The 13509-nt window shown below is 64.9% G+C and carries 11 protein-coding genes and 1 pseudogene; 8 read left to right on the top strand and 4 right to left on the bottom strand.

All coding sequences use genetic code 11. From position 1 onward, the window contains the following. Positions 1-2: 2 nt before the first annotated feature. Positions 3-1034 carry a LacI family DNA-binding transcriptional regulator gene (locus ACQCSZ_RS23745; RefSeq protein WP_427006029.1) on the top strand — a complete coding sequence of 344 codons (1032 nt, stop codon included), beginning with the start codon at positions 3-5 and terminating at the stop codon, positions 1032-1034. Between the two features lie 66 nt (positions 1035-1100). Here ACQCSZ_RS23745 and galK read toward each other — a convergent pair whose 3' ends face one another. Both galK and galT read right to left on the bottom strand, forming a co-directional pair. Then, positions 1101-2273 (bottom strand): galactokinase, encoded by a 1173-nt coding sequence (gene galK, locus ACQCSZ_RS23740; protein ID WP_427006028.1) that lies wholly within the window; start codon positions 2271-2273, stop codon positions 1101-1103. Further along, complete coding sequence (gene galT / locus ACQCSZ_RS23735) at positions 2270-3436, bottom strand: galactose-1-phosphate uridylyltransferase (protein ID WP_427006027.1); 1167 nt, start codon at positions 3434-3436, stop codon at positions 2270-2272. Before galT ends, galK begins: the two co-directional genes overlap by 4 nt. 180 nt (positions 3437-3616) lie before the next feature. Between galT and ACQCSZ_RS23730 the strand changes: the two genes are divergently transcribed. Then, the gene (locus ACQCSZ_RS23730; protein WP_427006026.1) at positions 3617-4408 is read left to right on the top strand and encodes a DeoR/GlpR family DNA-binding transcription regulator; all 792 of its coding nucleotides are present in this window, start codon (positions 3617-3619) and stop codon (positions 4406-4408) included. A 112-nt stretch (positions 4409-4520) separates the two neighbouring features. Then, positions 4521-5705, top strand: a complete 1185-nt coding sequence (locus tag ACQCSZ_RS23725) for a metallophosphoesterase family protein (protein ID WP_427006025.1) — start codon at positions 4521-4523, stop codon at positions 5703-5705. 72 nt (positions 5706-5777) lie between these two features. On the opposite strand, the pseudogene ACQCSZ_RS23720 reads toward ACQCSZ_RS23725, so the two are convergent. Then, a pseudogene (locus tag ACQCSZ_RS23720) lies at positions 5778-5909 on the bottom strand (AAA family ATPase); the annotation flags it as partial. A 189-nt stretch (positions 5910-6098) separates the two neighbouring features. Here ACQCSZ_RS23720 and ACQCSZ_RS23715 point away from each other — a divergent pair. The 5 genes from ACQCSZ_RS23715 to ACQCSZ_RS23695 all read left to right on the top strand — a co-directional run bounded on the left by ACQCSZ_RS23715 (position 6099) and on the right by ACQCSZ_RS23695 (position 12203). Then, a complete protein-coding gene (locus ACQCSZ_RS23715) occupies positions 6099-7124 on the top strand; it encodes a LacI family DNA-binding transcriptional regulator (RefSeq protein ID WP_427006024.1) in 1026 nt (341 codons plus the stop codon). Between the two features lie 127 nt (positions 7125-7251). Further along, a complete protein-coding gene (locus tag ACQCSZ_RS23710; protein WP_427006023.1) occupies positions 7252-8544 on the top strand; it encodes a sugar ABC transporter substrate-binding protein in 1293 nt (430 codons plus the stop codon). A gap of 75 nt (positions 8545-8619) precedes the next feature. Further along, positions 8620-9603: a carbohydrate ABC transporter permease gene (locus ACQCSZ_RS23705; RefSeq protein WP_427006022.1), complete on the top strand. Its 984-nt coding sequence runs from the start codon at positions 8620-8622 to the stop codon at positions 9601-9603. A 1-nt stretch (position 9604) separates the two neighbouring features. Next, entirely contained in the window at positions 9605-10534 is a 930-nt protein-coding gene (locus ACQCSZ_RS23700) for a carbohydrate ABC transporter permease (RefSeq protein WP_427006021.1), read from the top strand. Between the two features lie 160 nt (positions 10535-10694). Next, a complete protein-coding gene (locus ACQCSZ_RS23695) occupies positions 10695-12203 on the top strand; it encodes a glycoside hydrolase family 32 protein (RefSeq protein WP_427006020.1) in 1509 nt (502 codons plus the stop codon). 95 nt (positions 12204-12298) lie between these two features. Here ACQCSZ_RS23695 and ACQCSZ_RS23690 read toward each other — a convergent pair whose 3' ends face one another. Then, positions 12299-13354 (bottom strand): 2,3-butanediol dehydrogenase, encoded by a 1056-nt coding sequence (locus ACQCSZ_RS23690; RefSeq protein ID WP_427006019.1) that lies wholly within the window; start codon positions 13352-13354, stop codon positions 12299-12301. Positions 13355-13509: the final 155 nt, after the last annotated feature.

Genomic DNA, 13509 nt, shown 5'->3' with positions numbered 1-13509 from the left:
CCATGAGAGCACCCGAAGCGCCGGCACCCCGCAGCCAGGTGACCCGCAAGGACGTGGCCCGCTACGCGGGCGTCAGCACCGCCGTCGTCAGCTATGTGGTGAACGGCGGCCCGAAGAAGGTGGCGCCCGGCACCGAAGCGAAGGTGCAGGATGCCATCCGGATCCTGGGCTACCGGCCCAACGCCGCCGCACGGGCGCTGAAGCTCGGTTCCAGCGAGACCTTCGGCCTGGTCCTTCCGGACAACTCCAACCCGTTCTTTTCCTTGCTGGCGCACGCGGTCGAGGACGCGGCGGCGGAGCGGGGCTTCGCGTTGCTGCTGACGAATTCTGACGGGAACCTCGCCAAGGAGCGCCGGCACGTGCGCAACCTCGCCGCGCGCCAGGTGGACGGCGTGGTGCTGGCCAGCGTCCTGTTCGAACCTGATCTGGCCGATCTCGAAGCGGCAGAGATTCCCTCGGTGCTGCTCAATCACGGCAGCGAATCCCCTGGATTCAACAGCGTAGGCGTGGACCTTGCGGCCGGCGCCAGATTGGCCGTCGAACACCTGATCGGCCACGGCCATACCAACATCGCCCTCGCGATGGGAACAAATTCGGGCAACGACTTCGACCGCCGCGAGCAGGGTTGGCTGGAGGCCCTCGAAGACGCCGGATTGTCCGAGGGCCAGATAGTCCGCGGGGCGTTCACCCGTGAGGGCGGCTACGCCGCAGGCCTGCGCTTCCTCGCCTCCGCGAACCGGCCCACCGCCATCTTCGCCAGCTCCGACATGCAGGCGATCGGCATCCTGCGCGCCATCCACGAAGCCGGGCTCACGGTGCCGGGCGATATCGCCCTGGCCTCCTTCGATGGTTCGGCCGAGGCCGAGTTCAGCTGGCCCCCGCTGACCACGGTGGAACAGCCCGTGCGGGACATGGCGGAGGCAGCTGTCGCGGCCCTCATCGGAGCACGCCGCGGCGAGCAGCCGGAGCACCGCACCTTCCCGACGGTCCTGCGGGTCCGGCAGTCCTGCGGCTGCGCCGGCCCGGCAGCGTAGCCTTCATCGACTGCTCCGTAAGCGCCGTTTTGAGGGGTCAAAAGGGCGGTTACGGAGCACTCGACGTCAGGAGATGCGTTCCGCTCCCGCGGCCGGCGTGACGGTGAAGATGTCCGGCCGGGTGAGGCCCGCCTCCGCGAAGGCGTGGACGACGGCGTCGCGGACCTGCTGCTCTTGCGCGACGGGAGTCAGTGCGATGGCCGAGCCGCCGAAGCCGCCCCCGGTCATCCGTGCGCCGATGGCACCGTGCGCACGGGCCGTATCCACCGCGAGGTCGAGTTCCGGGCAGGAAATCTCAAAATCATCCCGCATGGAGGCGTGACTGGCGTCAAGAAGGCTGCCGATGTGGGCCGGCCCCTGGGCCCGGAGGGTGTCCACGGCCTGCCGCACGCGGTCGTTTTCTGTGACGATGTGGCGGACCCGCCGGAAGGTCAACTCATCCAGCAGACCGCTGGCCTCGTCAAGGTCCGCGACAGCGACATCCCGTAAGGCCTTGACGCCCAGGACCTGGGCGCCAAGCTCACAGGAAGCGCGGCGGGAGGCGTAGCCGCCGTCGGCGTGGGAGTGCGAGACCTTCGTGTCGATGACCAGCAGGACAAGCCCGGCCTCCTGCGCCTCGAACGGGACGAGTTCCACGGCCTGGTCCCGGCAGTCGAGGAAGACGGCATGACCTCTGGCCCCGCGCAGGGACGCCGACTGGTCCATGATGCCGGTCGGTGCGCCGACGAAGGCGTTTTCCGCATGCTGGGTCAGCCGGACCATCTCCTCGACGGACAGCCCTGCCCCGGTGAGCTCGTTGAGGGCCGTGATGACGGCGCACTCGATCGCATGTGAGGACGACAGTCCGGCGCCGAGCGGCACGTCGGAGTCGAGCAGGAGGTCGAAGCCGGGAACCTCGACGCCGTGCTGCTGCAGAGCCCAGACCACGCCGAGGGGGTATTTCACCCAGCCCTTGACGGGCCCCGGGGTCAGGGCGGCGGCATCGGCCTCGGCGAGGCCCTGGTCGCCAAAGGTGGACAGCAGCCTTATCGTGGAGTCGCTGCGGAGGCGGACCGCGGTCCTGGCCCGCTTGTCGATGGCGAAAGGCAGCACGAAGCCCTCGTTGTAGTCGGTGTGCTCGCCGATCAGGTTCACCCTGCCGGGGGCGGCCCAGACGCCGTGCGGGGCTGCCCCGAACGTAGCCTTGAAGCGGTCCGCCTGGGCGCCGGTCTGGGCGTCGGCGCGTGTTGTCGTGTTCATGCGGGGGCGCCTTCCGGGGCCAGGGTGGCGGGGGCCAAAGCGCCGGGGGCCGCGACGGCGGCCAGTTCGCCGGCCACTTCGCGCAGCCGGGCAGCGACGGACTCGGGCGTGGTGTCGTTGATGAAGGCGCCCATGGCAGCCTCGGAGCCGGCCAGGTACTTGAGTTTGTCGGCCGCGCGGCGGGGTGAGGTCAGCTGGAGATGCAGCTGACCGGCCTGCCGCATGGCCGGCTCCAGCGGAGCCTGGTGCCAGGCTGCGATGTAGGGGGTCGGCGTCGGGTACAGGGCGTCGAAGCGCCGCAGGAGCTCCGGGTAGAGCTGCGCCAGTTCGTCGCGTTCCGCCCCGTTCAGGGCGGCCAGGTCCGGGACCTGGCGGTGCGGGACGAGGTGGACTTCCAGCGGCCAGCGGGCGGCGAACGGGACGTAGGCACTGAAGTGTTCGCCTTCGAGGACCATGCGGCTGCCGTCGCTGCGTTCGGCCTGCAGCAGGGACGAGGTGAGCGTCGCCGTGCCGTCCGAGTTGTCGAAGTATTCGCCGGCCGCGGCGGCCAGCACCGCGGCCCGTGGCGTCACGTAGGGGTAGGCGTAGATCTGCCCGTGCGGGTGGTGCAGGGTCACCCCGATCTCCGCTCCCCGGTTTTCGAAGGGGAAGACCTGCCGGATGCCGGGCAGGGCGCTGAGGGCGGCCGTCCGGTGGGCCCAGGCATCGATCACTGTCCGGGTGCGGCGCCAGCCCAGTTCCGCGAAGGAACCTGTGTGCTCCGGGGTGAACGCCACCACTTCGCACCTGCCGACCGCCGGTGCCGTTGTCCCCCAGCCCGGCGCCGTGCGGAGGTCGCTCGTGTCAGGGCCGAGCGAGGGAAAGCGGTTTTCAAAGACGGCCACGTCGTAGTCCGGTGCCGGGATCTCGGTCTGGTTGGCCTGAGTCGTCGGGCAGATCGGGCACTGGTCCGCCGGCGGCAGGTGGGTACGCGCCTGCCGGTGCGCGGCGACGGCAACCCATTCCCGGCTGAGGGCGTCAAAGCGCAGCTGGCCGGGGTCCGGGCGGGCCGGCAGTTCCCGGCGGTCCACCAGGGATTCCGCGGAGCGCGCGGCCGACCCGGCATCATCAAAGTAGAGGATCTCCCGGCCGTCGGCCAGGCGGGTCGTCGTGGTTCGTGTCATGACCTCATTTGTACACGAGAAAACATTTTCAAACAATAGAGAACATAATAAATCATGAGGGGGTGCCTCCTGGCGAGCGAAGATTAGGATGTGCTGGAGGAAGCCGGCGCAGCCGCCGTCGTCCGCTCCCCCGCTCCCTCGCTCCCTCGCTCCCTGTCAGCAAGCCACAAAGGACGCAGAATGCTAGCCGCAGCCCGCCACTCCGCCATCATCGCGGAGGTCCAGCGCGAGCGGATCGTCCGCGTTGCCGACCTCGCCCGGCTGCTGGGCGTTTCCCTCATGACTGTCCGGCGGGACATCGAAGCGCTGGATGCGGCGGGCGCCGTGGAAAAGATCCACGGCGGGGCCAAACTGCCCGGCGGGGTGAGCACCCACGAACCCGGCTTCGAGCTGAAGGTGACCCAGCTGCAGGCGGAGAAGATGGCGATCGCCCATGAGGCGGCGGCGCAGGTGCGCGAGGGCATGGCCGTGGGGCTCAGCGCCGGAACCACCACCTGGGCCCTGGCGCAGCTGCTGTCGGCCGGGCCACGGATCACCGTGGTCACCAACTCGGTGCGCATCGCAGACGTGTTTCATCAGAGCCAGTCCCCGTCCACTGTCATCCTCACCGGCGGCGAACGCACGCCCTCGGATGCACTGGTGGGGCCGCTGGCCACCTCCGCGCTGAAGCAGCTGCACCTCGACGTCCTCTTCCTGGGCGTCCACGGCGTGGACGCCGACGCCGGGTTCACGACGCCGAACGTGCTGGAGGCCGAAACGGACCGGGCCTTCGTGGCCGCGGCCCGCCGGGTGGTGGTGCTCGCCGACCACACGAAGTGGGGAACCTTCGGCATCAGCACCATCGCCGGCCTGGAGGAGGCGGACGAACTCATCAGCGATGCGGGCCTGCCCGGCGAAGCCCGGCGGATCCTCGGCGAGCGGGTGGGGCGGTTGCGTCTGGCGGGCGGGGCCGCCGGGGCCGCGGACGGATAGGCCTTGGCGCTGTGCGTTCACCACCCGTTTCAGGGCCGGACGCTTCTGTCTTCTACTGTCTGGGCAGAACGGCGGCCCGGCATTGAGGCCGTATCAGTGACGAGAGGCAGCGATGACGACAAATATCCACCAGCCCAAACTCAGCAGGCGGGCAGCGTTGGCTGCTGCCGGAACTCTTGGGGCGCTGGGAATCACGGTGGCCTCGGAAGCCGAGGGCAAAGCCGCACCAGGCGCGAAGGCGCCAAAGCCGACCCTCGCCTTTCGCCCGGACGGCGCATTCAAGATTGTCCAGTTCAACGACACCCAGGACGACGAGCAGACGGACCGCCGCACGATCGAACTCATGGACCGGACCCTGGATGCGGAAAAGCCTGACTTTGTGGTGATCAACGGAGATGTGATCAACGGGGGATGCGACTCTGAGCTGGAGGTCAAACAGGCGCTCAACCACGTGGTCCAGCCCATGGAACGCCGGCAGATCCCGTGGGCCGTGACCTTCGGCAACCATGACGAAGATTCAGTACAGCGAACAGGTATGACCGAAGCCAAAATGCTTCAGTTCCTGCAGACCTACGAGTTCAACGTGAACGCCGACTCCACGCCGGACCTCACCGGCACCTCCAACACGCAGCTGCTCGTGCAATCCTCCCGATCAAAAGCACCGGCCTTTGGCCTTTGGCTCATCGACACCGGCCGATACGCCCCCGACAGCATCAATGGCCAGGACTTCGAGGGATACCCGGACTGGGACTGGGTACGCATGGACCAGGTCGCCTGGTACCGCAATTTATCAATCGCAACGGAGAAAAAGTACGGAAAGAAAGTCCCTTCCCTCATGTGGGGCCATATCGCGCTTCATGAGCACCGCAACATGTGGTTTGCCAGCCTCGACTCGCGGACGGACACCGATCACGCGCGGGCGGTCAAGAGGCACAACATCGCCGGAGAGCGGAACGAAGACGAGTGCCCGGGGCCCATTAACTCCGGCCTGTTCAATGCCTTCCTGGAGCGCGGGGATGTACTCGGATACTTTGTGGGGCACGATCACGTCAACACGTATGCGGGCAACTACTACGGCGTCCAGCTCGGCTACGCACCCGGAACAGGATTCGGCGCCTATGGACTGCCCGGCCCGGACCGGAACCGCCTGCGCGGCGCGCGCGTCTTTGAGCTGGACGAGAACCACCCCGGAACCTACAAGGACACGCGGCTCGTTTTCGCCAAGGATCTCGGTATAGACCTGACGGCCAATGACCAGCCCATCGTTCCCCTCCCGCTGAATCCCCCGCAGCGCTAGCAAAGTCTCTGCGAGGGGTCGGGAATACCAACCCGGATGCAGAATGGCGTTTTTTAGCTCGGTTTGGCGGTTTTAGCTGATTCCGCTGACGAGGGTGGAGCGTGCGGCTTCGATGACGTCGTCGGTGATGGTGCTGAGCTCGTTGATTTTCATGAGCCGTTCGGCCTGGGTGAAGAGCCCGTCGATGAGGCGGAAGTTGAAACGGCCGGATCCGCTGGACCCTGGCTGTCCTCTATTGGCTGATCGGCCGGCGGACAGGCGGCACAAAAAGATCTCCGGCACGTGGGCCGGAGGGCGGTTGCCGGTGAATACGTCCTGATGGTTGACAGTGCAAACCGTTTTGGCTAGTGTGACTTACACAACAGGCAAAACGGTTTGCAAAGGAGCCAGGTAGTGGCAAAAGTAGGCATCCGTGATGTGGCGAAAGCTGCTCAGGTTTCCGTCACGACGGTGTCGCATGCTCTGAGCGACACCCATGGCGCCCGCGTAAATGCCTTGACCAGGGAGCATGTTCGGTCGGTCGCCGAGAGCCTCGGTTATGCTCCGAACCGGCTGGCGAGCGGGCTCCGCAACCAGCGCTCGTATCTGATCGGTCTCGTGAGCGATCAGATTGCGACGACTCCTTTTGCGGGCGAGATGATTCTGGGGGCCCAGGATGCTGCCTATGAACGGGGCTGGCTGCTGATGATGCTGGACACCGCCAGCGACCCTGAGCTGGAAAAGCGGCAGATCAGCACCCTGCTCCAGCACCAGGTCGATGGCATCGTCTACGCGAAGATGTACCATCAGCGGATCGGGGTCCCGGCCGAACTGGCAGGGGTCCCGACTGTCCTGCTGGATGCCGTTTCAGAGCACGGAAACGTGTCCTCCGTGGTCCCGGATGAGGTGGAAGCCGCACGGACCGCCGTACGCGCCCTGATAGGCGCCGGGCACCGGAGCATCGGATTCATCAACAACATCGATGACATTCCTGCAACGCACGGACGGCACCGGGGCTACGTGGAGGCCCTGACGGAGGGCGGCATCGAATTCGATCCCGCCCTGGTTGCCTCAGCGGTATCCGAGGCCCACGGCGGCAGAACGGCCGCACATCAATTGCTCTCCCGGCCTAAGCGGCCGACGGCCCTGTTCTGCTTCAATGACCGGATGGCCATGGGCGCCTATCAGGCGGCCGGTTCCCTCGGCATGAAGATTCCGGACGACGTGTCCGTCATCGGGATTGACAATCTCGAACTGATCGCCGGGAGCCTGTGGCCGGGCCTGACAACGGTGGCGCTTCCGCACTACGGCATGGGCCGCTGGGCTGTGACCAGGCTCTTGAACGAGATCGAAGGGCCCGAAGAAAAGGAGCCCGTCCAGATGATGTTCGACTGCCCGCTGGTCCAGCGCGGGTCGGTCGCCCCGCCGCTGCAGACCTGAGGGCACCGGCACACCGCACCTATCCTTGGTGCGCACAAAAAGGGGAGCGTGGCCGCAGCAACGGCCACGCTCCCTTGAACGGAACCGAACCATTCATGCAGGAATCAAGCAGAAAGATTCACCAACAATGAACAATCGTCTTAAGCGGCTCCTGGCCGCCAGTCTAACCGCCGCCGCCCTTGCCGGCAGCATGGCCGCCTGCGGCACAGGCGCCGGAAACTCCAAGGACGGGGCCAACGGCGATCTCACCCTCTGGACCCACAACGCCGGAAACCCGGAGGAACTGGGGGCCATCCAGTCCGTGGTGGACGCCTACAACCAGAGCCAGGGCAAGGTGAAGGTCAAGGTCCAGGCCTTCCCGCAGGACTCGTACAACGACTCCGTCGTCGCTGCGGCCTCGGCGAACAAGCTGCCGTGCATCGTCGACATCGACGGGCCGAACGTCCCGAACTGGGCGTGGTCGAAGTACTTGGCGCCGCTGAAGCTCTCGGCTGATCTGTCCCAGAACCTGCCCAGCACCCTGGGCAAATGGAACGGCCAGACCTACTCGTTCGGACACTACGATGTGGCCCTGGCCATGCTGGCCCGCGGCTCGGACCTGAAGGCGGCCGGCGTGCGGGTCGCTACCGCGGACAAACCCTGGACAAAGGACGAGTTCGATGGAGCGCTGGCCGCGCTGAAGAAGCTGGGCAAATGGGACACACCGCTGGACCTCGGCACGGCCGGTACCGGTGAATGGCTGCCCTACGCGTACTCGCCGTTCCTGCAGTCCTTCGGTGGGGACCTGATCAACCGCAACGACTTCCAGAGCGCCGACGGTGCCCTCAACGGTGACAAGGCGGTCGAGTGGGCCAGCTGGTTCCACGGCCTGATCGACAAGGGCTACGCCGCGCAGAAGAGCGGCAAGGACTCCACCGCCGACTTCCTGAACAACAAGAGCGTCATCGTCTACACGGGCAGCTGGGCCGCCGACAAGGCACGCACGGCGCTCGGCGATGACCTGGTCGTCATGCCGTCCGTGGACCTGGGCAACGGCCCGAAGATCGGCGGCGGATCCTGGCAGTGGGGTGTGACCACGGGCTGCAAGAACCCGGACGCAGCGATGGACTACCTCTCCTTCTCCCTCAAGCCGGAAAACATCGCCAAGGTCGCCAAGGCAACCGGCACGATTCCCGCCACCGACGCCGCTGCTGCCCTGGTGCCCGGTTACGAACCGACAGGCAAGAACCGGGCCTTCCTCGACTTCTCCAAGAAGTCTGCCGTGCTGCGGCCTGAAACACCGGCCTACCCGTTCATCGCCACCGAATTCGGCAAGGCCGCCCAGGACATCATTTCCGGCGCCGACCCGAAGCAGGTCCTGGACAAGGCCGTCAAGAATATTGACTCCAACATCAAGTCCAACAACGGCTACAAGAACTAGCCCGCCTCCGGGGTGCCGCGCTGCGATCGAACCGGCGCGGCACCCCGGGCCCGGACCCAGTCAGGACCAGAAACGATGAATTCCTCTCCAGCCCCGGCATCCTTGCCGACGACCGCCCCCGCCATCCCTTCAACCTCTTCACCACAGAAACCCCAGAAACCCCAGAAACCACGCCAGCTCAAGCAGTACCACCGGCGCGAGCAGCGCGCCGGATGGGCCATGCTGAGTCCCGCCGTGCTCCTGCTGCTGCTGTTCGTGTTCGTGCCTGCCATGCTCGCCTTCGGGCTGGCCTTCACCAACGCACGCCTGATCTCCCCGAACCCACCCATGTTCGTCGGCCTGGACAATTTCGTTCGCCTGTTCGCGGATGAAACGTTCTACCGCGCCCTGCTGAACGTGGCGTACTTCGCCGTCATTGTGGTGCCGCTGCAAGCCGGTGTGGCCCTGCTCATGGCGCTGCTGGTCAACGCGAAGGTCCGCGGGGTCAACTTCTTCCGCACCGTGTATTTTCTGCCCGTGGTCACTTCCATGGTGGTCGTCTCCCTGCTGTGGCTGTTCATCTACCGTCAGGACGGCCTGCTCAACGAAATCATCACCAGGCTGACGTTCGGGGCGGTCCATGGACCGGACTGGCTGAACAACACTGCCACGGCCATGCCGGCCATCATCCTGATGTCGGTCTGGCAGGGGGCCGGTTTCCACATGATCATCTGGCTCTCGGGGCTGCAGACCATTTCAGCGGACCTGTACGAAGCGGCTGCCATTGACGGGGTCAGCCGGTGGCAACGGTTCAGGTACATCACCTGGCCGGGGCTCTCCGCCACCCGCAGCCTGATCCTGATCACCATCACCATCCAGGCGTTGAGCCTGTTCACACAGATCAACGTGATGACCCAGGGCGGACCGCTCGATTCGACGACGACCATCGTCTACCAGGCTGTCCGTGCCGGCTTCAAGCAACAGGAAACCTCCTACGCCTCCGCGATTTCCCTGGTCTTCTTCGCGCTGGTACTCATCATCTCCGCAGTACAGCGCTACCTCACCCGAGAGAAGTCCTGACATGGCCACCACCTTAGAGGGCGCCGGTCCGCGCGCCCGAGCCCGTTCAACCTCCCAGAGCCCCCGTCGGGTGCGCGGTATCGGCGGCTGGATCGTGAGAATCCTGCTCGGCGTCGTCTTTACCTTCCCCCTGCTGTTCATGTTCGTGTCCTCGCTGAAACCGGACCAGCAAATCTTCGGAGACCTGTCGTCGATCGCCGCTTTCCTGCCGGTCGGCAACCTCTCGCTGGATAACTACGGCGCCGTCTTTGACCGGGTTCCCGCCGCCCGGTTCCTGATCAACTCCATCGGCATCTCGGCGGTGACCGTCGTTCTGGGTGTCCTGATCAACAGCCTCGCCGCATTCGCCCTGTCACGGATGCGGGTCCGCGGTAAGGGGATCATCCTGACGCTCATCATCGCGACCCTGATAGTGCCCTTTGAAACACTTGCCCTGCCGCTGGTCTGGTGGGTCAACCAGCTGCCCTGGCTGGACATCAACGGGTTCTCGCTGTCACTGACCACCGGATGGCTGGACACGTACCATGTGCAGATCATCCCGTTCGTAGCCAACGCCTTCTCCATCTACCTCTTCCACCAGTACTTCGAATCCATCCCCAAGGAACTGGACGAAGCGGCCCGGGTGGACGGGGCCGGCTGGTTCAAGATCTACCGTCAGATTGTCATGCCGCTGTCCGGACCGGCCATCGCCACAGTTTCCATTCTGACCTTTCTTCCGGCCTGGAACTCCTATCTGTGGCCGCTCATGGTTGTGCAGAGCGAGGAACTACGCCCGGTCATGATCGGGGTGCAGTACTTCTTCCAGCTCAATGTCTCCTGGGGCGAGGTCATGGCCTACTCCTCAATGATCACCCTGCCCGTCGTCGCCTTGTTTATCGCGTTCCAACGCTCCTTTGTCAACAGCATCGCCTCCAGCGGAGTCAAAGGCTGACCACGGCCACCTCTGTACTGCCTTGAGACGTTCCGGCTGAGCGCCTCGCCCGGACACATGTCCCACAGCACCGCCAAACGGGCAGCGTGAGGCGGAAACACAACCGTCGTCCCGCTTACGGGGCGCTCCGAACACAGAATAGAAACGAGATTCAGACCCCATGACCGCCGTGACCGCCACGACGCCCGATGCTTTCCGGCCCGCCCTGCACTACGCAGCCCGCAGTACCTGGCTCAACGATCCCAACGGCCTGATTTTCCATGAGGGCGTTTACCACCTCTATTACCAGAACAACCCGGAAGGCAATGTCTGGGGAAACATGTCCTGGGGCCACGCCACATCCCCGGATCTGGTGACCTGGACCGAGCACCCGGTTGCCATTGCGTGCGACGAGCTGGAAGACATCTTTTCCGGCAGCATCGTCTTTGACCGGCACAACACCAGCGGATTCGGCACTGAATTCAAGGCGCCGCTAGTGGCCGTGTACACCAGCGCCTATAAGCAGGCGTCGGAGCACCACGGTGTGCAGGCCCAGTCCCTGGCATACAGCCTCGACGGCGGCTACACCTGGACCAAGCACGCCGGCAACCCTGTACTGAGCCGGGGATCATCCGAGTTCCGCGACCCAAAGGTCTTCCGTTACGAGGGCGACGCCGGGAGCTACTGGGTCATGGTGGCTGTGGAGGCCCAGGATTTCGAAGCCGTCTTCTACAAGTCCGAGGACCTCAAGAGCTGGGAGCTGTTGAGCAGCTTCGGCCCGGCGAATGCAACCGGCGGCGTGTGGGAGTGCCCGGACCTCTTCCCGCTCGCTGTCGACGGTGATCCGGGAAACCTGAAATGGGTCCTGACAGTGAACCTCAATCCCGGCGGACCCAACGGCGGCTCAGCCGGACAGTATTTCGTGGGAGACTTCGACGGAACCACCTTCACCTCCGCCACCACAGTCACCAAAGGCCTGCAGGACCCGGACAGGCTGGGCCACTACCAGTGGCTCGACTGGGGCCGCGACTACTACGCTGCCGTCTCTTTCAGCGACGTCCCCGACGGCCGGCGGCTCATGATCGCGTGGATGAACAACTGGCAATACGCCAACAACATCCCCACCACACCGTGGCGCAGTCCCATGTCGCTGGTCCGCGACGTGTCCCTGAAGGGCACGGACGGGGGCTGGCGGCTCGTGCAGCAGGTCGCGCGGGAATTCACCTCCGTGCCTGCCGGGACCCCGCCGTTCATGGCCGGTGCCGGCGAGATCTCCGAAGGCACGCACCTCCTGGACGGTGCCGCGGGCAGCGTCCAGCGGATCGAGGCCACCTTTATGCCCGGAACAGCCGAGGAGTTCGGCCTGATTGTCCGCGGCAACGGAACACACGGCACCCGCATCGGCATCCGGCCCGCGGAAGGCCGCATCGTCGTCGACCGCCGGGAATCCGGGCAAACAGACTTCCACGAAACCTTCGCCTCGATCGACACAGCCCCGATCGAGCCGGCTGGAAATTCCTATGACCTCACCGTCTACGTGGACCAATGCTCCGTCGAGGTTTTCGCCCAGGGAGGCCAGGTCACCCTGTCCGAACTGATCTTCCCCGCCAGCACCAGCACGGACGTCTCGCTCTACGCCGCCGGCGGCACAGCAACCATAAATAGCCTGAACATCACTCAATACGCTTGACGGCGGCCTTCGAAGCGCAAGCTGCTGCCCTCAGGCCTCCCGCCCTCAGTTCCTGGACGTCGTCGTTGTCGGCGAAGCCCTCATCGACGTCGTCATCAGGGGTGAACGATGATCTTCACGGCCGTGTCGTTGTGGTTGATCAAGGTATCGAACCCCTTGTCCACGAGGTCTTCCAGCGCGATCCTGCCGGTGATGAATGGCTTCAGGTCCACCTTGCCGTCCTGGACCAGCCTGATCGCCTCGGCGTGGTCGCGCACGTAGGCGATTGTGCCCCGCAAATCGATCTCCTTCAGCACGATTTTCTGCATATCCACCGTCGCCGGATGGCCCCAGATGGACACGTTCACCACCACGCCGGCGGGCTTTACAGCATTAAGTAAGGTCTCCAGCACTGCGTTGACGCCGGCACATTCGAAGGCCACATCTGCGCCGACGCCATCGGTGATTTCCTGTACCCGTGTCTGGACGTCTTCCTGGCTCGGATCGATCACGTAATCCGCGACCCCGCTGGAGCGCGCCTTTTCCTTGCGGGCCGCGCTGAGCTCGCTGATGATCGTAGTGACACCCATACTTTTCAAAACGGCCGCCGTCAGCAGCCCGATGGGTCCGGAACCGCCGATCAGTGCGACGTCGCCTGTCTTGGCGCCGCTGCGGGTCACCGCGTGGTGGGCAACCGACAGCGGCTCGATCAACGCGGCCTCATCCAACGGAATGTCACCGATCTTATGGACCCACCTCGTGTCCACAACAATCTTCTCGCCGAGACCGCCGCCCCCGCCGGACAAGCCAATGAAACCCATCTTCGTGCACAGATGATAGTTGCCGGCCTTGCAGGGTGCGCACTCGTCGCACACGAAATAAGGTTCGACGACGACATTGTCGCCGACTGCCAGTTCGTCAACACCTTCCCCGACCTCCACAATCGTCCCGGAGAATTCATGGCCCATGGTGACCGGCGCTTCTTCGCCGGAGAGAGGATGGGGGTGTCCGGGTGCTGGGACAAAGATGGGGCCTTCCAGAAACTCATGGAGATCGGTTCCGCAGATGCCGCACCACGCAACCTGGATTTTTACTGTCCGGGCCCGCACCTCCGGCTCCGGAACATCGTCGATCCGCACGTCATTGCGGGCGTAAAACCGTGCTGCTTTCATGTTCTCTTCCGCCTTTGTATCGAGGTCTGATTCGTCAAGCTCAGCTATACAGGATGCCGCCGTCCACGAGCAGCGTTTGTCCCGTGACATAGTCCGAATCCGGGCCAGAATCGGAAAGCCCTTCACTGCGGCAATCGAAGCGGCTGAGATGATCC

This window comes from Pseudarthrobacter sp. H2, assembly GCF_050157045.1.
GTDB lineage: Bacteria > Actinomycetota > Actinomycetes > Actinomycetales > Micrococcaceae > Arthrobacter.
The sequence above is the reverse complement of the archived record's forward strand: the minus strand, read 5'-3'. Positions and strand labels throughout refer to the sequence as shown.